This window comes from Vibrio sp. R15-SG3-ISO1A, assembly GCF_059833955.1.
This window is the reverse complement of the sequence record NZ_JCBDGH010000077.1, coordinates 1-22457: the sequence shown is the minus strand read 5'-3', so window position 1 is coordinate 22457 and position 22457 is coordinate 1. Positions and strand designations below refer to the sequence as shown.

The 22457-nt window shown below is 47.5% G+C and carries 17 protein-coding genes; 8 read left to right on the top strand and 9 right to left on the bottom strand.

The annotated features are described in order from the left end of the window. Positions 1 to 170 precede the first annotated feature (170 nt). Positions 171 to 1175: a LacI family DNA-binding transcriptional regulator gene (locus AC6R0L_RS12960; RefSeq protein ID WP_500629367.1), complete on the top strand. Its 1005-nt coding sequence runs from the start codon at positions 171 to 173 to the stop codon at positions 1173 to 1175. Here AC6R0L_RS12960 and AC6R0L_RS12955 read toward each other — a convergent pair. Both AC6R0L_RS12955 and AC6R0L_RS12950 read right to left on the bottom strand, forming a co-directional pair. Then, positions 1140 to 1598, bottom strand: coding sequence for a hypothetical protein (locus AC6R0L_RS12955; protein WP_500629366.1), 459 nt, complete (start codon positions 1596 to 1598; stop codon positions 1140 to 1142). The two genes, AC6R0L_RS12960 and AC6R0L_RS12955, sit on opposite strands and share 36 nt — an antisense overlap. 38 nt (positions 1599 to 1636) lie before the next feature. Further along, the gene (locus AC6R0L_RS12950; RefSeq protein WP_500629365.1) at positions 1637 to 2977 is read right to left on the bottom strand and encodes an MATE family efflux transporter; all 1341 of its coding nucleotides are present in this window, start codon (positions 2975 to 2977) and stop codon (positions 1637 to 1639) included. Between the two features lie 137 nt (positions 2978 to 3114). On the opposite strand from AC6R0L_RS12950, the gene AC6R0L_RS12945 reads away from it, so the two are divergent. Next, positions 3115 to 4068 (top strand): LysR family transcriptional regulator, encoded by a 954-nt coding sequence (locus AC6R0L_RS12945; RefSeq protein ID WP_500629380.1) that lies wholly within the window; start codon positions 3115 to 3117, stop codon positions 4066 to 4068. A gap of 18 nt (positions 4069 to 4086) precedes the next feature. Here AC6R0L_RS12945 and AC6R0L_RS12940 read toward each other — a convergent pair whose 3' ends face one another. From AC6R0L_RS12940 to AC6R0L_RS12930, 3 genes are all read right to left on the bottom strand, one after another. Next, on the bottom strand, positions 4087 to 5043 hold the full coding sequence (locus tag AC6R0L_RS12940; RefSeq protein ID WP_500629364.1) for an AEC family transporter: 957 nt from the start codon (positions 5041 to 5043) through the stop codon (positions 4087 to 4089). A gap of 164 nt (positions 5044 to 5207) precedes the next feature. After that, positions 5208 to 6836, bottom strand: a complete 1629-nt coding sequence (locus tag AC6R0L_RS12935; protein WP_500629363.1) for a polysaccharide lyase 6 family protein — start codon at positions 6834 to 6836, stop codon at positions 5208 to 5210. Positions 6837 to 6978: 142 nt separating this feature from the next. Beyond that, entirely contained in the window at positions 6979 to 8760 is a 1782-nt protein-coding gene (locus AC6R0L_RS12930; RefSeq protein ID WP_500629362.1) for a sodium:solute symporter family transporter, read from the bottom strand. A 978-nt stretch (positions 8761 to 9738) separates the two neighbouring features. On the opposite strand from AC6R0L_RS12930, the gene AC6R0L_RS12925 reads away from it, so the two are divergent. The 4 genes from AC6R0L_RS12925 (at position 9739) to AC6R0L_RS12910 (ending at position 15642) form a co-directional block, all read left to right on the top strand. Next, positions 9739 to 11001, top strand: a complete 1263-nt coding sequence (locus tag AC6R0L_RS12925) for an alginate lyase family protein (RefSeq protein ID WP_500629361.1) — start codon at positions 9739 to 9741, stop codon at positions 10999 to 11001. Positions 11002 to 11061: 60 nt separating this feature from the next. Continuing rightward, positions 11062 to 12990, top strand: coding sequence for a methyl-accepting chemotaxis protein (locus AC6R0L_RS12920; protein ID WP_500629360.1), 1929 nt, complete (start codon positions 11062 to 11064; stop codon positions 12988 to 12990). Between the two features lie 820 nt (positions 12991 to 13810). Next, the gene (locus AC6R0L_RS12915; RefSeq protein WP_500626838.1) at positions 13811 to 14530 is read left to right on the top strand and encodes an oligogalacturonate-specific porin KdgM family protein; all 720 of its coding nucleotides are present in this window, start codon (positions 13811 to 13813) and stop codon (positions 14528 to 14530) included. A gap of 77 nt (positions 14531 to 14607) precedes the next feature. Beyond that, entirely contained in the window at positions 14608 to 15642 is a 1035-nt protein-coding gene (locus tag AC6R0L_RS12910) for a polysaccharide lyase family 7 protein (RefSeq protein ID WP_500629359.1), read from the top strand. A 45-nt stretch (positions 15643 to 15687) separates the two neighbouring features. Here AC6R0L_RS12910 and AC6R0L_RS12905 read toward each other — a convergent pair whose 3' ends face one another. The 4 genes from AC6R0L_RS12905 to AC6R0L_RS12890 form a co-directional block, all read right to left on the bottom strand. Next, positions 15688 to 16566 carry a DMT family transporter gene (locus AC6R0L_RS12905; protein WP_500629358.1) on the bottom strand — a complete coding sequence of 293 codons (879 nt, stop codon included), beginning with the start codon at positions 16564 to 16566 and terminating at the stop codon, positions 15688 to 15690. Between the two features lie 30 nt (positions 16567 to 16596). Then, a complete protein-coding gene (locus tag AC6R0L_RS12900; RefSeq protein ID WP_500626930.1) occupies positions 16597 to 17313 on the bottom strand; it encodes a 3'-5' exonuclease in 717 nt (238 codons plus the stop codon). Continuing rightward, positions 17313 to 19181 carry a DUF294 nucleotidyltransferase-like domain-containing protein gene (locus AC6R0L_RS12895; protein ID WP_500629357.1) on the bottom strand — a complete coding sequence of 623 codons (1869 nt, stop codon included), beginning with the start codon at positions 19179 to 19181 and terminating at the stop codon, positions 17313 to 17315. Before AC6R0L_RS12895 ends, AC6R0L_RS12900 begins: the two co-directional genes overlap by 1 nt. Before the next feature lie 209 nt (positions 19182 to 19390). Next, the gene (locus AC6R0L_RS12890; protein ID WP_500629379.1) at positions 19391 to 20110 is read right to left on the bottom strand and encodes a FadR/GntR family transcriptional regulator; all 720 of its coding nucleotides are present in this window, start codon (positions 20108 to 20110) and stop codon (positions 19391 to 19393) included. 535 nt (positions 20111 to 20645) lie between these two features. Here AC6R0L_RS12890 and AC6R0L_RS12885 point away from each other — a divergent pair. Both AC6R0L_RS12885 and AC6R0L_RS12880 read left to right on the top strand, forming a co-directional pair. After that, complete coding sequence (locus AC6R0L_RS12885) at positions 20646 to 21356, top strand: FadR/GntR family transcriptional regulator (protein WP_500629356.1); 711 nt, start codon at positions 20646 to 20648, stop codon at positions 21354 to 21356. Between the two features lie 75 nt (positions 21357 to 21431). Then, positions 21432 to 22457 (top strand): MATE family efflux transporter (locus tag AC6R0L_RS12880; protein WP_500629355.1); only part of this gene is annotated, 1026 nt, incomplete at its 3' end.

Below are 22457 nucleotides of genomic sequence, written 5' to 3'. Positions count from 1 at the left end.
AAATACTGGCTTATTATAAAGCTAAATCGATTTAGCTAAACGCTAAACGGATTGTTTTGTGGTTTAGATCGTTTAATTTCTGACAAAAATCGGCCCAGGTAGAGTAAAGATAGTATTTCCTTCCCAGCGGGGTAAGATAAGGACCGATTTTGAGGAAAGAAAGGCTGAGGGTGATGAGCAAAAGGCCCAAATTGGCAGATATCGCGGCGTTGGCAGGGGTATCGAAATCGACGGTGAGTTTTGTGCTTAACGGACATGCAAAGAAACACCGAATTCATGCAGAGACGGTTGAAAGGGTACTAGCGGTAGCCAAAGAGCACAACTACGCCCCCAGTTTGTACGCACGGGCGTTGAAATCAAGTCGCACCTACAGCGTCGGCTTAGTCATTCCCGATATCCTCAATATGGGGTTCGCCACTATTGCCAAAAGGCTTGAGCAGCTAAGCCGAGAGGTGGGCTACCAACTCTTAATAGTCTCTTCAGAAGACGATGCCGATATGGAGCAAAGCGTCATCAAACACTTGCTGGAGCGCCAAGTAGACCTACTGCTGGTGGCCAGTACAGCGCAAAATGCCGATTTTTTACTGGATGTGAATCAACACACGCCCGTCATCACCTTTGACCGCGTGTTTGAAAACGGCGCTCTTTGTAGGGTGAAAAGTGATGCGACTGCCGCCACAAAGCAGGTGGTGGCAAAACTGTGTCACGAGCGCAGCGAGTGCGTTTATATCGGCGGGCAGCTTACGCTCTCTACTAGCCAAGAACGATTTGAGGGGTATAGACAAGGATTAATCAGTGCAGGGCTCGATTATCAGCCACAGCATGTGTTGATCAAAGATTATCAACCTCAAAGTGGTTATGAGCTGATTGAGCAGGCGCACCGGTCTATGGGACGTTTACCCCAAACGGTTTTTACCGCCTCATATTCCATTTTAGAGGGCGTGCTCCGTTATCTTAGTGAACACAAGCTATTAAATGCCGACATTCGTCTCGCGACATTCGATAACTATTCAATCCTTGATTGTCTGCCGTTGGCGATCGATTCCATTGAGCAAGATTGTGAGCAAATTGCACTGGCACTGTTTGAGTGTGGTAAACAGTTACTTGAGAGTGATGAGCCCCTAGAGTTGCACCGTAGCCTAGCGGCCAAAATCCATTATCGAGATACCCGCTGACGTAAAGCGGTAATCTAGGTGTTGTTTATCACTTTGATACCACTCGGCGGGCATGGCGTTTAGCAGGCCCGCCTTTTTTAATTGGTTCTTTTCGGCTTTGGTGATGACAACAAAATGCAGCAAACTTTGTAGTAGTCGCCTTAGCAGCGGTTTGGTCAGCTCACCGTCTCGCCAGTGGCGTTTGATCTCACCCACCACCACGGCATAAGGGACGACAGGTTCAAGCTCACACCCTTTGATGTGGTTGACCTGCAAAGAGCGAGGCGCACTCGCGCGTAATTGCTCCCAGTCTGCTTTTCCTTGTCTCGTCACCACACCGTGAGCAAGGCAGTAGTAACTGAGCAGAAATCGTTCGATGTGCTTCCAACGCTCAGCCGATACTTCCAGCCAGATGTGTTCAAACTCAATATCGATATCGGTCATGACTTGGGACATTAGGGTGAAAACCGCGAGTGTAGCGACTAACTGACCGCGTGCGCAAGTTTAACGGTTTGGCCCTGCTTGCGTATCGCCGCCATCAATTGTGCGAGCAGCAATACGCCCGTCACCGCCAGACCAATGCCGATGCCCGCCCAAATCCCTTCGAGTTGATGGTGTTTCATCAACAGCCAAGCTGCAGGCAGACCGAACAACCAGTAGCCGATCGCGGTCATGATGGTCGGAGCAATCACGATCTTCATGCCGCGCAGTAGATTGATCGCCAGCAGTTGCCAAGCATCAACAACAAACGAAAGCGCCACGACCCAGAGCACTGAGACCAACAAGGCGCTGAGGTCTGCACTCAAATTGAATAGATGAGCGATGCCTTCTGGCCAGAGCATAAATCCGCCTGCCAGAATGACGCTAACCACGGTGGTGATCGTAAAGCTACGTATGGCGGTTTGTTTAATGCCGCTATAGTTCTGCGCACCAAAATCTTGGCCTACCAGTATCGCGGCGGCTTGGGAGAAGCCGAAATTGACGTTCCATGTAAAGCTCAAGCATTGCAGCAGAATTTGATGCAGTGCAAGAGCACTGATGCTGATGGCGCCTGCCATCAAGGTACCGCCATAGATCAAGCCGTGCTCAAGCAAGGCTGCAATGGCGATAGGTAATCCCATAGAGAGTAGGGGAATCATGAGCTTTAGCGAGTACTCATCACGATTTAGCCAAGGGGCATACGGGCGATATTTTTCGCTGCTAAAGACCCAGTAGCCATAGCCAAGCATAACACTAAAGGCAGAGAGCGCCGTGCCTGCGCCTAGACCAGCGAGACCAAAATCGAAGGTAAAAGCGAGGAGGTAGCTGATCGGCACATTGAGCGTGACGGTGAGCAGAGACATCACCATGATTGAACGCACATTGCCGAGCGCGCTTGTTAGACCACGCAGTACTAGGAGGATCAAAGAGGGCAGCATCGCCCATTTTAAGGTATTCACGTAAGTCATGGCGAGCTCAACCAGTTCGTCGGGCTGCTTGGCGTAACTCAGTAAAGAGGGTACCCATTGGAAGGCGACCATTAATAGCACAGAGAGCGTGAGCGAGAGCAGCACCGCGCCTTTCACCGCGAAGCGAATTTGTTGGTTGCCATACTCCGGGCGAGCAATTCTTTGCCCATAAGCAATCGCAATCAGGTTTGCCACGCATCCAACGGTGCTGCTAGCAACGATAAAAACAAACGAGTAGACAGATGCGCCTAAACCGCCAGCGGCGATGGCGGTCATACTTAGGCGTGACATCATCCAGACATCCGTCAATACCAGTGCCATCGCAATCAGTTGCGACACAATAAGGGGCAGCGCCAGTTTTAAAATGGTATTCATAATGTTCTCGATCTTGGCTGTGTGCTGTCACGATTTTTTTCGTGATCTCTATCACGCTAAGTTAGTGGTTGTTCATCTGGTTTTCAAATGACATTTATGCCACTCTGATATGATCTGAAATCATGCGAGTAAAGAGTGTGCACCCTTACCCGAATCTCCCGTATTCTCATAACGCGCTGAAAGTATTCGAGTCCGTGGCAAGGCTGATGAGCTTTACCAAAGCGGCGCAAGAGCTGCATGTGACGCAAAGTGCAGTGAGCCGTCAAATTAAGCAACTGGAAGATGATCTCAATTCATCCTTAATTGTACGTCAGCATCGGGCGATATCATTGACGCCGCGCGGAAAAGAGTTGTTTGAAGTGCTGCGTAAAAACTATCAGTCTCTCTCTCATTTGATCGCATCTTGGCAGGCGCCGACAAGAAAACGAATTGTGATTAAAAGTGCGCTCAGCTACGCAACGCGCGTCTTACTGCCCAAGGTGGAAATGCTCAATCAACGTTACCCCGATCATGAGGTGGTGATCATCCCCTCTATTGAGGAAGACCCGGACTTGAGCCATGAAGATTGCGATTTGCTTATCATCAACACCCAGCGTCGTGAGCAGTATCAGGGTCAGAAAGGGGTCACCTTTCTGCGTAATGAATACATGGCACCAGTCTATGCACAATCGATGTCTGAGCGTCGGATCACCCAACAGGATGTACTCAGCTTGCCCCACCTTCATGCCACATTGGAGCATCAAGATTGGAATATCTGGCTGAACAACGCGGGGTTAGATGGCGAGAAACAAGGTCGCGATACTGTGTTCTTTAGTTTGGATTTGGCCCTCAGTGCTTGCTTGTCCGGCCAAGGCGTGACCGTCACGGATTTGTTGTTGGTCTTGCCGGAGCTGCAGCGTGGCTTTTTACAATGCCCCGAAGGGTTGGCGCTGCAACATAGTCATTGGTGTTACTTTTGCTACCGAAATCAAGATGACACATTAAGTCAAGAAATCTTGGAGTGGCTGGTGGCACAAACAGAGCAAGAGAGGGCACTGCTGCGCCGCCTAGCGCATGAGCACGGTTGGGGATTAGAGAGCGTCAGCTTATAAGTCTCATTGGCAAAGGCGTTAAAACGCATCAAGGCCAATCAGAATCATGACACCTAGGGTACATGTGAACGTTGAGACGACGGTGGTCAAGGCGATGATGTTGGCAGCAAGTGTCGCGTTACCTCCCATTGAGCGTGCCATTACATAACTGGCGGCGGCCACCGGAGAGGCGTTCATGAAGAACAGTATCCCCAGCTCTACTCCGCGAAATCCCCACCAATAGCCAGCACCTGTGATGGCGATAGGGGCGAGCACCAGTTTGTAGCCGGTCGCAAACCAGGTTGGCTTTTGATCGCTCTTCATCGACGAGAGATTGAGCGACCCACCGGTACAGAGCAAGGCCAAAGGGAGCGTCATACGCGCTAAATAGTGACCTGCGTCAACGGCCACCTTAGGGACGGGAATAGATAATAGATAGAACACCACGCCGGTGACGATAGCGATGATCAGTGGGTTTTTGGTCAGGGTTTTGACCATCACTTTTGCTGCCTGGGTGCCAGATGTCTGCCCGCGAGGGGTTAAGCAAATCACCGCTTGAACGTTATAGATAAAGGTTGTCGCAGCGACGTAGAGCGCGGCTTGTGCGACGCCTTGATCGCCAAAGGCGTTGGCCACATAAGCGATACCTATGATGGCGGTGTTGGCGCGATAGCCACCTTGGACAATCACCCCTTTATCCGCTGAGCCAGCAAAAGCACCGTTGACGGAGAGTGTGGTGAAAATGAAAAATGCCACACTGGCAATGGCACCAAAGCCGATAAATCGCCCGGCTGAGACGAAGTCGTGATCGGAGATGACGATACTCAAAAAGAGCATGGCAGGTAGGCAGACTTGAAACACCAGCTTTGACGCGACATCGATAAAATTGTCGTTGATTAAACCGATGCGCTTAAACGCCACACCCAATACCAGCATCAAGCAAATAGGGCCGGTAATGGAAAGTGAGAACTGTAACTGACTAACAATGGCGTCCATGCGTGATCCGATTATGAAGAAATAAGTGGCGAAGAATCCACAACATAGCGATTAGTTGGCGAGATCACAATAGCGACATTTTACCAAGGTGAAAAACAGTCAAGCCTGGTGTTCTCACCAGGCTTGTTAGGCGCAGCTTGTTTGCTTGAGTGTCTCAATATGGGTTACTTGAGCTTTACCGCATTGATGAGTCGATAGCTCGGTCCTGCGACCTCAGCGGTGATCACGCTCAGCGATTCGACGTTCGCACCTGCACCTTCGTAGGCATAAAAACCACCAATTTGTGTTTTGCTTGGTAGCGTCGCACTGTAATCATTGATCTGTTCTTTAGCCGTGACTGCGCCGGCGTAGAATTCATTGTGATAGGTCGCGTTGACCAGTGGGTGTTCATCAGTCGCTCGTACACTAACAAATTCTGGATTGCGCGTATTGTCTACCACGTTTGAGTCGAAGTCGACATCTACGCCTGTGTAGATAGTATCGACGACGTCATTGTTAAACAGGCTCACGCGGTGCGTTTGATTGCCGTAGACCATACCCCACTCAGTATCCACTAAGGTGTTGTGGTGAATCTGAATATTTTTCGGTGTCCACTGCTTGTTGAGCTCTTTCCCTTTGACCGCTTGATCCAGCATTTCACCGTTCGCCACATCAATGATGCCCGTATTGATCACGACACCGCCGCGCAAATCGGCATTGCCCTCTATCAATCCATCACGTCCACGGGTACCTGAGATGTAATTATTGCTGATCACATGGTCTTCGTCATAAATGCGAATGCCGCCAGTCAGCAATTTCTCATTACCGACGATGATGTTGCTGTCGACAGTGTTGGCTTTACCGTGACGCAGCGAGATCAGTGCTGCACTTTCAAAAATGGTATTGCGCGCAATGGTGTTACCACCGGATTTGATGGAAATCAGCTCTCGCTCACCATCCATATTGATCAGCAGGTTATCGACAAACTGAGAATTCGAAGGCCACTGAGACGATTTAGAATCACCAATGCGAATCGCTTCCCAGCTATTGCCGTTGTAGCGAATGGCTTCTTTGATATCCAACTCATTGAACTGATTCTGTTGCTGATCGAGGAAAATGTTATGTGCGATCAAGTGGTTATCCGGCGTGTCGTCTTTTTGAACGCCGATTAACGTGCCACGCTTTTGCTTGCCTTCAAATTGGTTGTTGATGACTTTACCGTCTTTGCCCCAGAGTGATAACCATAGGTACTTCGGGTACTCAGAGCGGCGTTCATCTGGCTCATACGCATAGTCATGGTTGAAGTAGTAGAAGGTTGAGTTTTGCAAGGTATTGCGATCGCCCATCATACGTACCGCACCAAAGCGCTCGGCTGGACCACCTTCGGTAAAGACCAGGCCATCAAGAGTGATGTCGTCGCCTTCAAGGACAAATTGCACTAAGCCTGTAAGCCACGCGCTACCTGCTTGCTCTGCGTTGATGGTGATATTGTTGGCAGAAATCGTGACGACGCCAAGATCTGCATATTTGCCAGCAGGTAGAGTGACAGTGTCACCATCTGCTGCATTTTCCAGTTGGGCTTTGAGTTTCGCGGTCTCTTGCGCTGAATGTTCAATCAACGCACTGCCGTCAACGATATCGAGTCTCGTTGTTGAAAGAAGGTAGTCTCGGGTCAGTGTATGTGCAGAGATATCCGCCGTGGCGGGTGTGGGTGCATCTAGGGCTAGCTCATTTGATTGTGTGGTTGTGCATGCTGTCAAAGTAACAACAGAAAGAGAGGCGGCAATCATGCCCGCCAGTAGAGTTTTTTTCATTGTTGAACTCGTCTACTTAGGTAAGGAAACATACTCAAAGCGTCGTATGTGATGGAGCAAAATGGGGGTGACACAAAACGCCTTGAGTATGTAAGGCGGCCGAAGCCGCCTTGATTAAGAGAGTTACGCCGAAAGAGAGCGTTTATGCTGTCGCAGATTTTGACTCTTTTTTGTCTTCAATGCTCTGATCGACCGCTTTGACCAGCAGTAGACCAACACCCATGACAATTGCGCCGCAGAGGATAAAGATGAAGCGTCCCCATAGCGGGTTAGGCAGTAAGAACATCGCCATCACACCCACACCAGCTACTGCGATAAGAGAACCCAGCATACGACGTTGTTTGTTGTCGAGTTTCTTCTGTTCCGTTGACTCAGAAACCAGTGGTGTTGCCAAGTTTTCGAAGAACTTGTCGACGTTTTTCTGGCGCTCTTCAGAAAGAGGCTTGTAGAACAGGGTAGTTAGGATAAAGAAGCCGCCTGTAAACACTAGGTGTCCAATCAGACCAATCGCCACTTTCAAGTCAGACCATTCACGACCTGTTAGTGGTTCAAGGTTGAACCAGTTTGCGACCATTTCTGCATTGATCACAAAGCCCACGTAGTAAGAGACGATAGCACCGACAACCAGCGTACCCCAGCCAGCCCAGTCCGGAGTTTTCTTGATAAAGAAGCCAAGGAAAGCAGGGATGGTCATTGGGAAGCCAATCAAAGCACCTACGTACATCATGGTATCAAACAGGCTCAAACCTTTGAGTGAGTTGATAAATAGTGCAACGAGAATGATCGCAATACCGAAGAAGGTAGAAGTCAGTTTCGATACAAGCACCAACTCTTTCTCTGTCGCGTCTTTACGCAAAATCGGTTGGTAGAAGTTCTTAACGAAAATACCAGAGTTGCGGTTGAGGCCAGAGTCCATGGATGACATGGTCGCAGCGAACATCGCCGCAATCAGTAGACCAACCATACCCGCTGGCATGTACTCTTGGACAAAGTAAAGGTAAGCAAAGTCACCCGCTTTCTTGCCTGCTTCAGGGTATTGCATCGCTAGGTCGACACCTTGACCGGCAATAAACCAAGACGGCATGAACCAAATCAGTGGACCCATTGTCATCAAAATGCACGCCAGTAGAGCGGCTTTCTTCGCATTTTTGGAGTCTTTTGCCGCCAAGTAGCGGTAAGAGTTCAACATGTTGTTGGTGATGCTAAACTGCTTGAAGAAGATAAAGAATGCCCAGATACCAAAGATGCTTAGGTAGTTGAGGTTGTTACCTGAAACAAACGACGCGCCTTCTTGTACCGGGAAGTTGCTAACGATCTCACTCACGCCGCCACCTTGGATAACCGCTACAACCGCACACGTCACGGTCACAGCCATAATGATCACCATCTGCATGAAGTCAGAGGCAATTACCGCCCAGGAGCCGCCGGTGACCGACATCACCAATACAACCAGACCAGTAATAATAATGGTGGTGGTCATATCAAAGCCGAAAATACCAGAAGCAATGATCGCTAGGCCGTTTAGCCAAATACCGGCTGAAATAACGCTGTTTGGCATACCAGACCAAGTAAAGACTTGCTCGTTGAAGTTACCAAAACGCATGCGAATCGCTTCAATTACCGTAACAACGCGAAGTTGGCGGAATTTCGGTGCAAAGTAGAGGTAGTTCATCAAGTAGCCAAACGCGTTGGCAAGGAAGATAACGGCTACCGCAAAACCGTCTGCGTAGGCTTTACCCGCTGCACCGGTGAAGGTCCATGCACTGAACTGCGTCATAAACGCTGTTGCACCAACCATCCACCACAACATACTGCCGCCCCCGCGGAAGTAATCACTGGTGTTACTGGTAAAGGTTCTGAACATCCAACCTATTGCTATCAAGAATAGGAAATAGATGCCGACAATAATTGTATTGAGTTCCATCTTTTGACCTTTGTAATGTTATGTAATGTCACGTCGATATCTTAAACAGATCAAAACACATTTGTACTACAATAACTCAAAATTGTGATCGGTGATCGAGCGATAGCGAACGAATAAATCATACAAGTGATCGAGATCAGAAGTCACAAACTAAGAAAGCCCTGACTTACACTCAATTTTTCCGAGGGTTGAAAATTGAAATGCCGTTTTATTTGTATGTTTTATTCTGAAGGACTGTAAAGAGGATAAAAAAACGCCCACATATTGCCTGTAATATGTGGGCGCAAACGGTATGGGTACCGTCTGGATAATCACCATCGTCGTTACACTTAAACCAGTGATACACATCAAGACGCAAAGACGGAACGGGGGTGAGCGATGTCCTGTCTTTTGAGCCGTGATTGCAGCACCAGATCTTCGAGCGTTTAAGCTGCCGGAGCGAGGCTGTGTCCAGAAAATATTATTGTTAATTAGGTTGGGAGCGAACTTAAAACTCACTTCGCTGCTTGTTTCACTGAGTAGAGAGCATCGACAATGCCAATAACACCTTCGAAACAAACAGCAATAATAATGTTGCGACCATCAACACACGAGCACTTAATACCAGCGTTCCAATCAAACTAGCTTTGAGCATGGTGGTCAAAGTTTGCATTGTTTGGTCGCTATTCCTGCCTTAGTGCGTTGTTCAGCCGTCTTTTTTGCTAACTGTTCAACATCCAACGCTGTGTATAGTAATGTATGACTATTAAAAATGAAACTGTTTTTTATAAAAATCAAATCAAGCGCACATTTTATGTTCGGTGGCGATTCGCCACTTCTTGCCATCACCCCGTACAATCAGTCACTTAGCAAAATCAAAGCCCAAATGATGATGGGTCTGTCACTGCTTTGTTACCAAAATCGGAAATGAATCACAGAAACATTTTATTTCCTTGTTAGTATTTTAATACTACAAATAAGTAAAAAACAAGGAAAAACATGAAATTTAATGTGAAACCTCTACGTCTTGCCGCTATCGTGTCGACGGCTCTGTTAAGCAGCCAAGCGTTGTCAGCGAATTTTGTCTTTTTGGATCAGGATGTCATCAAAAAAAATCGCGCCGTTCTCCATTCCCAAGAGGCACCGGATTCGATGAAAGTGGCGTATCAACGTCTGCTGGAAGAAGCGGAACTTGCGATGCAAGACGGGCCTTTCTCAGTCGTTGATAAGGGAATGACACCGCCAAGTGGCAGCAAGAATGACTACTTGAGCATTAGCCCATATTGGTGGCCAGATAAAACTAAAGCAGATGGCTTACCTTGGATACGTCATGATGGTAAAACCAACCCGGCGTCGAAAACCAATGAGACAGACTCAAGACGAATTGGCCACTTTACCCGCTCGGTTAGAGCGCTGGCGCTGGCTTACTACTTCAGTCAAGAAGAGCAATACGCCCAGAAGGCAATCGAATACATTCGCACTTGGTATATAGATCCTAAGACCAAGATGAACCCCAATGTGAATTTTGGTCAGGGTGTCCCGGGGCGCGCTGACGGACGTCGAAGTGGAATTATTGATACACGCACCTTGGCGGATCGCATGCTCGATGCCATCGCGATTGTTTCGACATCGTCCGCTTGGACCGAAGGCGATGAGCAAAGCATTCAACAGTGGTACAGCGATTACTTAGATTGGCTCATCGTTGATGATTTGGCAGGTGGGCCAAAGGGTGAAGCTTACGCACCGAACAATCATGGTACTTGGTATGACTACCAAGTCGGTGGTATCGCCTACTTCTTAGGCAATGAAGCACTGACGAAACAGATGGTGCAAAAAGGTAAGATGCGCGTCGACACCCAATTTGACGCCGATGGTTCACAGCCGCACGAAATCTCTCGCACGCGTGCTTATCACTATCACTATTTTAGTCTCGATCCATTGGTTGGCCTGGCCCAGCTTGGCGATAAAGTCGGGATTGACTTGTGGCACTATCAAAACGACAAGGGCGGTTCATTAGTTAAGGGCATTCAACTGATGGCCAATTACCACGATCCCGCCGCCCCTTGGCCTTACACCGCTAAAGATAACCCTCGACGTGTTGAGCGCATGACCCCCCTTTACCTCAAAGGCGGCATCGCCACGGGTAACCAGGAATGGGTCAACCTCGCCAAGCAAACTAACTTTGATGCCCATACGGTCAAGAAAAATCTTGCCGAAGTCTGGGCTCAACGGGACATTGAGTTGCTTTACCAACCTTACTAGTCATGTTTCGGCCTCTAATCGAGGCCTTTTTGTTGTCTATTCATTATACGGTGCATCTTCATGTATAAACGGTTAAAACTCGGCTTTAAAGCCAAACTTATGCTGACCGTCTTGACCACGGCGGCGGGTTCATTGTTGGTGACTCACTACCTGTCATATCTTCAACTTAGTGAGCAGGTTGAACGTCGAATTGTCGCAGATATCCACACTGCACTTGATAAAAAGGTGGATGAACTCGAATCGAACATTGAAAGAACGATCGATACTGTGGTTGCTTTGGCAAAAGAGTACGAAAGCGGTTATGTCGAAGACATTCGTAACGAAAAATTGGTCTATCTTGCGTATCAACTCGGTGGTATCGAGAAAATAATGGTGGGTTTTGATGATGGTCGTTCATTCACATCAAGGCCATCTGAAGAATCATTTCCGAATGGGATTGGTATCAAAAGTAAGTACGATCCAACTGCCAGACCTTGGTACAAGGAAGCCAAGAAAAAACGTGGACTCGGCTTTAGTGACGTGTTTTTCACAAAAAGTGACCGAAGTCCGATGATAGGTGTAACTTATACGTTAGATAATGGCGTGATTTTGGGAGACATCCGTTTCTCTGGTATCACCCAACAATTGACCGATCTTGAACGTGTCAATGGAGCACGAGCGTTGGTTGTGGATCAAAAAGGGTTGATTATTGCGTCGACGATTGATGGCGTCGCGGCACAAACCTCAATAGCAGACAGTGAAATCGCGCCATACTTAGAAGGCTTGAAGAGCACATCACAAAATGGGGCATTTGTGCCGGCGGTGCTAGGAGATACTCAAGCTCTTATGTTTGCTACCTCCATTGACGTGGGGCAACATTCGCAGTGGCAACTTATCGCGGTGATGGATAAGGCAATCGCGCTCTCAGAACTTAGTTCAGCAAGTCGACACTCCTTCCTGACTATGCTCGCTGCCTTGTTGGTCACTATGTTTATCGTGTTAGTGTTGCTTCATCACATCTATCGACCCATCACGGACTTGAAAGTGTTGGTTAAAGACCTTTCCAGAGGAGAAGGCGATCTCACACAAAGACTCGATGTCAGAGCCCACGGTGATCTAGCAGAAATAGCCGACGGTTTTAATACGTTCATTTGCAATATTCAAAGTATGTTGCAAGAGCTCAGAAGTGCTACGCGTTCTTTGTCTAAGAGTACCTCTGAAATTGAGCAAAGCTGTCAATTGTCCCACTCGGTGTTACATACCCATTCTGGTGAAACGACCCAAATTGTGACTGCGGTGGATGAGCTCGCACAAACGTCAAAAGTCGTCGAGCAGCATTCGGAATCGGCGGCGACGACAGCCAATCAAGCGACGAAGTTGAGTGATGAATCCAAAGCGATCAACAGCGAAACTCGCACTCACATTGAAGAACTCGAAAAGTTGATTGGCAGTACGTTTCAAGATATCAACGAAATGGCGAACGAGGCTCAAAGTATCCAATCGATTGTAACAGTGATTGGCGGCATCGCGGAACAAACCAACTTGTTGGCATTAAATGCGTCTATCGAAGCGGCCCGAGCCGGAGAACATGGGCGAGGTTTTGCCGTTGTTGCTGACGAAGTTCGTGCGTTAGCTAACCGCACGCAAACGAGCACGTCGGAGATTGATTTTGCGTTAACCAAGCTAAGTCATAAATCGAGTAGCCTGGTTCTGTCGATTGAACAAACCAAAGAGCAATGTTTAGCCACGCGTTTAGAGATCGAACACGCAGTGGATATGCTTCACAAGCTAGATAATGAAATAGACATCATTAACCAATTTAATAGTCAAATTTCCCATTCTTCCAGCGAGCAAAATACGGTTATTCAGTCTGTGAATGTTAATATTCACAAGATCAATGATCTTGTGAATGAGTTAAACACCATCAGTGAAAAGCAAGTCAGCGAAGCTAGCAACATCCAGAGCTTAAATGGTGAGGTAGATACGTTAATTACAAGGTTTAAGATATAAATAAGCTTTGTGGAATCGTCAGTGTGGCATATGACCATACCAAGTGATGACCAAGCTATCATTGATTCTTAGTGAACTAGGGTGCATCTCAGATGCGCCCTAGTTCACTAAGTACATGACCCACCTACACATAATTCTGCTGACTTTATCGATCTTGAAGAGCGACGACCTAAAAAGCTCCGGGAGGGATTATTGCAACTTCCACTTGGTGTTTATCTGTTTGAATTACGCCCATATGAACGATGTAAAACCAGATTTACTTGTTAGATAGCATGCATGACAAAGGTGGTATCAAATAAGAATTATTAGCCGTTGATTTGAATAATTAAAACTCTTCCTCGTACCCCGGAATTTTGTATCCAAACAAAAACAATCAACTTGATCTTAGGACTTTAAGTATAGCGACACGTTAAGCAACACTTAATACACGACTTACATTTTACTATAAGAGGAGCGTAGCTGAAATGCGGGGGTCGTCTCATCAGTGCTTAACGTTGGGTAACCTAGAGTGTTCTCGAACTATGGGTAAGTACATTTACAAGTTATTTTTCCATAATTTTGTTCATAAATAATACAAAAAAGACATATTTAGCGTTTTCACTCGTTTGTGATTTGCGCTATATCACAAAAAGACAAGTCAATAAAATGATAGGTTATATTGTTAAATATTTATATATCAGTATGTTACGTTTGTTTGGTCCTGTGGTTTATTGACTTTAATAAAATCTATATCGCGTAAAGTGAATTTCATCACGGATCATTTCTGAACTTTTCTAAATAATATGATCATACATTAACACAAAACGATAAAGGTCTGACAATGAACAAAGTATCAAAAGTCTCTGTAATTCTCGCCAGTGCTCTAGCAGCGGCAAGCGTATCGGCAGCTTCGCTCGATGTGCGACAGGAGTACAAACACGATAGCGGCGATTATGCGAGCCGAGTTAAAATGAGTGGCTCAACAGGCAACCACTACTTTGGTGCGGAAACCAAACAGAAAGGGAAGCCTTTCTCTGACTGGCAAGCAGGGGATAATGAGATTGAATACGGTTATAACTTCAACCTAGATGATCATTGGCGTGTAACAGTGGGAATGCCAGTAACATTCGGTAGTGATAATGTTACTTATAAACCTCAAGTACGTGTTCAGTATAAGTTTGACTCAGGTATTACGACGAAACTTCGTTACCGCCACGAGTTCCGTGATTATAAAGAAGGGACATTGAAAGAAGGTAGAGATGGTAACGAGCACTCTTCACTTAACGCCAGCAAAATTACTGGTAACGTCGACTACACATGGGACACATGGCAATTTGGCTTCGAAGCGAACTACAAAGAAGACTTCTTCAATGACGAGTGGTCAGTAGGAAATAAAGATGGCAAGTACGAGTGGGACTTCAATGTGAAGATTGGTTATAAAGAGTCTGGGTCTGCTTGGAGACCATACGTCGAGTTCGGTAATGTGCAATGCAACAGTTCTTGTGATGACAGCACAGACCGCCAACTACGTAGCCGCGTAGGTATTACTTACAGTTTCTAATTCTTATCAAATACCTAATTTGCTGGGCCCCGCGTGCCCAGCTTTTTTTACACTAAGAATGAGACTAAGAGACTAACATGAAAAAGTTACCACTCAGCGTACTGACCACTGCCATTCTACTCACGTCAACACCCAGCGCTTTCGCGCAGTCCTCACCAAATCCAACGTTCGGTGAATCGGTGCAAACATTGCTTGATAACCTAAACCCAGAAGTAAAACCAGGGCAAAACTTCGACTTGAGTAACTGGAAAATCACCTTACCGATGACGGAAGAAGAGGGGAGCCGCAAAGGAAAAGCGGCAGAAATCCAGAAAGACAAGCTATCGGATTATGAGCATTCAGAATGGTTCTATACCGATAAAGAAACTGGCGCTATGGTGTTTAAAGCGCCCAACACAGCGCCAACCACACCTAACAGTAAAAATGCGCGCAGTGAGTTAAGAGCGATGCTTGCTGATCATTACGGGGAGCCTAAAAACAACTTCGTCGTCGCATCGCATCCTCAAGCCGACGAGTATGGCTCAATTGGGGGGCGTTTGAAGGCGACTTTAGCTGTGGACTGGGTGAGTACCAGTGGTGATTATAAAAAGAATGGTGCATTTGCGACTGTGATTGGGCAGATTCATGGCTCAAAGAATGAGCCACTAAAAATCATTTACCGAAAATTACCGGAACACAACCTGGGTTCACTCAGTTGGAACTACGAACTGAATCCACCGCTTGAGCAGCAAAAATCAAAGCTGCGCAAAGACATTCGACATGATGTCTTTGGTCAGCACAACCTGCGTCAAGGTGATCCAGAGCCACGCGATGGCATTGCGCTCAATGAAGTCTTTTCTTATGAAGTGATTGTCGAAGGTGACATGATGACGCTCAACTTTGTCAAATCCCCGGGACTAGACAATGAAGAGACGAAAAGCGTCACCATCGATTTGACCGCAGGTCAGTACCAAGGGCATGAAATCGACCAGGGCTACGGCACCGACTGGATGTACTTTAAGGCGGGATCTTACAACCAGTGTAATACCGGTTCGTCTGGCTGCGCTTATGGTGGCCCAGACTCAGAAGACTATGCACAGGTACGATTCTTTGAGCTAGTTCTCGACCAGTAATCGATAAAAAGAGGTGGTCTTCCCACCTCTTTTTATACTCCATAGCTAAACCGCTAAATCAACGTCTCTTCTCTTTCCTCTTATCCACCGTTTCCAACGTATTGGCATCATAGGAACAATAATCAGTATTATGCCTAGCGCTGTGAAAAAATCAGGGATTTCATCGAACCACATCACGCCAAACAGAGTGACAAAGGCAAGGCCAGAGTATTCGGCGAGCGCGATTTGGCTGGCGGGGGCTCGGCGAAAGGCTTGTACAACAAGGGCATGGTAGCTCAGCACAAACAGGTTGATCGCTACAATCCAGCCTACGTGGTGCCATTCGATAGGTTGCCACTCAAGGTAGGCAATCAGGGCGGAGATGGGCAGAGTCATCAAGGTGGTCCAAAACAGAGTGCACACCAAGGGTTGCTCTTGAGGCATACGTCTGATGAGAATATTCCCCACCCCCATGGCGAGTGCACTGCCTAGCGCGATGATGGCCGCCCAGTGAAAGTGCTCCGGGCGCAAGACAATCAAAACGCCAATAAAGCCCAGTAGCGTGGCAAAAATTTTGCCCGCGGAAGGGCGCTCTCTCAAAAAGACGATGGAAAGCGGCAACACTAACAGTGGCCCAACGTAGAAAATCGCATTCACGGTCGCCAAGGGTAGGTGAGTAATGGCCACCATGGCACATGCGCTTCCCAATAAAATCAATTGTGCGCGCCAAAAGGTAATGCCATCACAGCCCATTCGACGGCGCTGCTTGGGGAGTGACCACCAAAAGGGCAGTAGCAGAGTAAGGCTAATCAATTGACGGAGGAAGACATATTGAAATGTCGGGACTTCACCATTGAGGATTTTTAACGATACATCAGACAGTGAAGCGAGTAAGTTTGCGCCAACCAGCAGGAAGATGGCGAACGAGACATCATTTTTTTTCATACAGTGTGTTTAAGGTGCGGGAAAACCGAGTTAATGACTGAGTTTATACAACTGGCTCAGCGTCACCGTCTTGTGGGAAGCGATGCGTTTTTTCTGCGCCAATAAAAGTTCTGCCGTGGCGACCGCATCCGTGAGGGCGTTGTGGGCGAAATATTCGGGTAGTTGATAGCGTTGTCGTGTGGCTGAGAGCGACACGTCGATCTCTTCGTGGTGATTGATCGCTTTTGCCATCTTCTTTTCGATACACAAGGTGTCGAGCCAGGTGAGAGGAAAAGCGTTCAGGCCAAATGATTTAGATAAGTAACGATTGATGAAATTGCTCTCTACCATACAACCGTGCGCGACGAGTATTTTGCCGTGTGCGGCTTCAAAGAAGGTGTTCATCGCATCATGAATCGAAATGCCATCTTCAAGCATTTGTGGCGTAATGTGGTTGATGACTGCTGTCTCGGCTTTGATTTGCGAACGGCTGTTAACATAGTAGTGGTGTGCCGAGGTCATATCGATAGACTCTGCGGAGAGCGTGACCCAACCAATCGATAGAATTCGATCCACTTCACTGTCTAAGCCCGTCGTCTCAAGGTCGACAACCAAATAGTCGTAGTCACTTGCAAGCGTCGACAAATTGAGTTCGGGTTGTTTCACCAACGGGTAAAACACATCGGCGAGACGAACATTCGCAAGGTAATGCTCGCGCGCTTTGATGTGATGGGACAGCGGATGGAAATAGCGATTAAAGAGCTGAATCATCGTGAGCCAAACCTTATCTTCGCCCCGTCTTGTAGCTCAGAAACGATACGGAACGCATCTTTTAGGTGATTGCGCTCGAAGCTACCGAAGCTGTCGGGGTTAATGTGGTTGTCTGCTATCTCACCGCGTTTGAGCGCTTCCACTTGATGGCTAAAGCGAAATGAGAGAATAAACTGATAGGCACGCAAGATGTTCTTATACGAATCTTCACTCATGATGCCTTTTTCAAACGCGGCTTTAAAACGCTCGTCGGTTGCAGAGACATCAGACTCCACCGCTAAACCATAGATTCGTGCCAAATCAATGATCAAGTTGATGGCGTATTTCTTAATATTGAGTGTTTTCTTGTTCTCGCCAGATTTTTCTAAAACGAGCTTGTTAAAGATGCCGAGTGGTGGGTTGGTTTGCACCGAATCATTGACGAGGATACTCAAGAAAGCATGGTTCTCACGGATGTTGCGATGCAACTCATCACGGAGGATCTGCTCAAACTCTTTGTTGCCGTAGACGGTGCGAATCTCCAAGAATACGCTGATATTCAGTAGGCGCTCATATTCTGGATTCGCGACCCACTTTTTGTAGTAGTGCTTCCAAACGCTCAGCGGCTGGCACCATTTGGGCGTCGCGGCCATGTACTTGCCAGGGCATAAGGGGTAACCACAGCTCGCTAATCCATTGGAGACCATCATCGCCAGGTGTTTAAAGTAGATTTTATCACTGTCGGTGGCGTTGTCGGCGAGAACGATCGCACTGTCTTGATCCGACAGCATGTGAACCTCATTACGTGCATGAGATCCGGCCACCAACCAAGAGAACTCACATGGCGGCGGTCCCAATTTGTCGATAGCAATTTGAATCAAACGGCGCGTATAGGCATCCATGATCATTGTCATGACTTTACCGATCACTTCTGGTGCGACATGGCCCTCGACCAGAGCTTCGAAAATTGCTTGTCTTTCCGGTGTGTAACTGGCCAATGTCTTGATACTGCCTGAGTATTTAATCTTTTCAATCAAGAAGATGGCTTGCACGCGGTGGTTTTGCACCAAGTGGGTGGTGGTAAGCAAACCGACCACTTTGTTGCCTTTGACCAAAGGCAGGTTACGGATGTTGAACTGCATCATCATAGAGGCAGCGTGCATCACAAGATCATCTGGGCTGATGGTCAGCGGCGACAGTGTCATGACTTTGGAAATTGGTTCATCGGTGCTGACGTCCTGTGCGATGACGCGTTTGGTCATGTCACGGTCCGTGATGAGACCTACAATTTTTTCGTCCTCATAGATCACCGCACACGGCGAGCGTTTGATCAGCATCTCTTTGGCAACTTTCTTGATGGAATCTTTGGCATCACCAATCGCGACGCGACCACTGGCAACCTCAGAGACCTTCTTGATAAAGATGCCTTTCTCTTTGTTTGACCACACCACATCTAATGCAGATTTAAGCCGCACTTGAGCTTGGGAAGCAAAGTGCTCTGCGCATTCAGGGTGTGCCTTAAACAGAGCCTTCAGGGCTGAGTGAGGCACGATGTAGAGCAGGGTGTTTTCTAGCGCAATCGCTTTGTAGCCTTTATCGCTGTTACTATCGACATCTTTTGAGAGGAAGGTAAAACCAAAAATATCTTCAGCTTCGAGCTTGGCGCGCAAGACGCCATCTTTTTTACGTTGCTCCATTGAGCCGGTGCGGATCATGTAGAGGGATTTTTCTTTGCCCTCCTTACATAGATCCACGGTGTCTCCTTTGCACAAATAGGTGATCTGAACATTCCCTGCCAATTCACGCACTGCGGTTTTAGGCAGCTTATCAAAAGGGTCAATTTGCGCGATAAATTGGACAATATTGGGCAGTAAAGATTCGGTCATGAGCGATGTGAGTCAACGAGTCAAAATGAATTGTCTTATGATAGCCCCTGTTGCTGGGTGAAGTCCAAATTTAAGTCAACTTTTGCGGAAATTTTGGGAGGTTAGGCGAGATAGAAGTGCGCTAGGCTTGCAGTAAGTTGGATGAGTTGTGTTGAAAATGACAAAGCCCTCGCATCGGCGAGGGCTTTGAGTTTGATATGTGCCAGTGATCAGTTCACTGCTGCGAGGCGGTGCTTCGAATCTTGCAGGTGAACGATAGACGCTTGACGCGCTTTGTCTGGGTTGCCCGCCATGATCGCATCGTAGATGTGGCGGTGCTCATTGATGCAAGTGCTGCCTTCCTCTGACGAGTGCGCAATAAAGTTGACAAACATGGTGGTAAGAATGTTACCAAAAGGCAGGTAAAAATCATTACCGGTTGCGTTGAAGATCAGGCTGTGGAATCGCGTATCCACTTCCATCCAGCGCTCTTGGTCAAACACGTCAGCTTCGGCAATCTCAACCATCTGTTGGAAGGTCTCGGAAAGTTCAATGCGTTCATCGGCCGACGCATGGATGGCGGCAAGTGCGCAAGCTTCGGGTTCAATGGCACGGCGCAGACCCAAGAACTGTGAGCAGAACTGGTCAGTGTCTGTTAGACCATCCATCCACTCAATCAGTTGAGGGTCGAGGAAGTTCCAGTAGGCGCGGTTGACCACTTTGGTCCCGACTTTAGGACGTGACTCAAGCATGCCTTTCGAGGTCAGCAATTTGACGGCTTCGCGCAGGGCAGTGCGGCTGATGCCAAATTGTTCACACAACTCCATCTCACCAGGGAGAATAGAGCCTTGTGCCAATTTGCCAGATAAAATGCCTCGAGCGATTTCTCTCGCGACTTGTACGTGCAGGCTACGTTTTGAACCTACGATTGAGTTAAAAGCTCCAGTCACCATATTGCTACTTCTTCGACCTGTTTAAATTAAAATATAAGTATTATTTAAGCCTAAATATAGCACTCTTCTCACCATTGACCAACCATTGCTTTTGCAAAGCACGATTGACTCACACTCTTTGTGCCATAAAGGCTCGCGCGATCACTCAAAAGGCTCAATCTAGCACGTAGAGAGGGTCGGTTTGTGTCTGTTTTTTGCCCCTTTTTGTGACTAAATGCGTGTTAAATCGGCGCATTATTTCTTGAGTTTGAACTGGTTCACAAATGTTAAATGAAACAAGGGTTTATTTTGTTGGGTGGTTATTTTGCTGAGAAATTAAGTTGTTAAAAATTGATATTATTGTATTATTAATGGTGTTTGGTGTGTTTTTCTCTCCACGCAACCCTTCGTCTGACCCAAAAGCCGACGCTGACTGGCTTTTTATAATTCAAGCGTTCTTCTCGCTGAGAGTGTTTCGATTATATCATTGTGTCTGTGCTCACTATGGCCTTGTCGTGAACCTGGTCATCATTGGGTGCATCGGGAGTACTGTATGGCGACATTTACCTCAGTCGAGGATTCAAGCCGTAAAATTCACGTTCAAGTCGCGCGGCAGATCGCTCGGCGCATTTTATCGGGGGGATTGCAGCCTCTGGAAAAGTTGCCTTGTGAGCTGGAGATGTGTGACATTTTTGGTGTCAGTCGAACCTCATTACGTGAGTCGATCAAACTTTTGTCCGCCAAAGGACTTATTGAGTCCAAACCCCGGGTAGGAACGCGAGTTCAAGGGCGTAATAATTGGCATTTTCTTGACCCTCAGTTGATGGAATGGATCCAAGATTTAGAGGATAATCAACGTTTTCTTGCGCAGTTCCTCGGACTGAGAAAAGCGATTGAGCCAGAAGCGTGCGCCCTTGCCGCGAAACATGCCTCGGTCGCTCAGCGTAAAGATCTGTCTATTGTGTTTCAGCGCATGACCTTTGCGGCACAGAGCCACAACATGGCGCAGTGGACAGAAAACGATCACTTATTTCACCAACTGATTTTTCAGTCAACAGGTAATCAGTTTTTCTTGCCGTTTAGCAATATCCTCTCCACTATCTTCCGCGAGTTTATTGATGAGTCGGCAGAAGGCGGACGGTTTTGTTTAGCCGAGCACCAACGCATTTACGATGCGATCATGGCAGGAAAATCGGATGCGGCGCGTCTCGCCTCTCAAACGCTACTGAATGATGAGAACCAGCGTTTAGCGCAAGTCGTTTGAAAAAGAATCACCCCAATAACGTCGCTTCGGTGACGTTTTTTCGTTTGTTTAAGCATTGGAAATTGAGTCGTCACCATGACCCTTAACCCTTACGTTCGCAAAAACCTATCGCTTGCTTGGCCCTTAGCACTCAATGCATTGCTGATGCAATCCATGCTGATGATCGACACCTTGTTGGTGTCACCGCTTGGTGAGATATCGCTAGCGGCGATGGGGATCGCGTTTACCATCGTCTCTTTCTTACTCGGGATTCAAATCTCTCTTGCCAATGGCTCGCAATTGGTGCTCAGTCGCGCGTTTGGCTCTGGTCAAGAGAGTGAGCTGAATAAGGGCTTCTGGGCGGCGATTTTGATTAATGGCTGTATTGCTGTGCTGTTTTTAGCCTTGTTGACGCTCGCAGACAGTGCGCTTATTAGTGCGCTGACCAATGATGACCTTTTAAAGCAAGAAACCGCGCGTTACTTATCGGTGGCGAAGTACATTGTGGTCATCAACGCGGCGACGCAGGTGATGATTGCCCTCTTTAACGCACTGGGGAAAACCAAGTTGCCGTTTAAAGGGTACTTACTTGAAGCGCCCATTAATGTCGCGGTTTCATACGCGATGATTCACGGTATGGGGTCATGGCAAGGCGTTGGGGTACAAGGGGCGGCAATCGGAAGCTTGGTGGCGATTACTGTTCGGCTGCTGTTTCTCGTCCTTTGCTTACAGCGCAGTCATGTGCGTCTCTCGCTGCGCACCTTGGATGCGTCATTGCGGCGCAACGCTATCAACCACTTTAAAGAGATCTTTCCCGTGGCGGCTAATGTCACTATGCTGATGACGGGCGCAACACTGTACATGCTGACTTTTTCGCAGTTGCCGCTTTATTCCTACGTGGCGATCACCATTATTATGCCTTGGGTTAAGGCGGGTAATCAGTTCATCACGGCGTGGGCCGTCTCATCGGCCATTACCATTAGCCAAGCGATTGGTTCTAAGCAGCTGGATGACTTACGCAAGAACGTCGATGTCAGTATTGATGTCGCGGTGACCATCTCGGCATTGTCTTGCTTGGCCTTTTTAGGATTAAGCTTTCTGTTGCCCCATTTGTATTCCAAT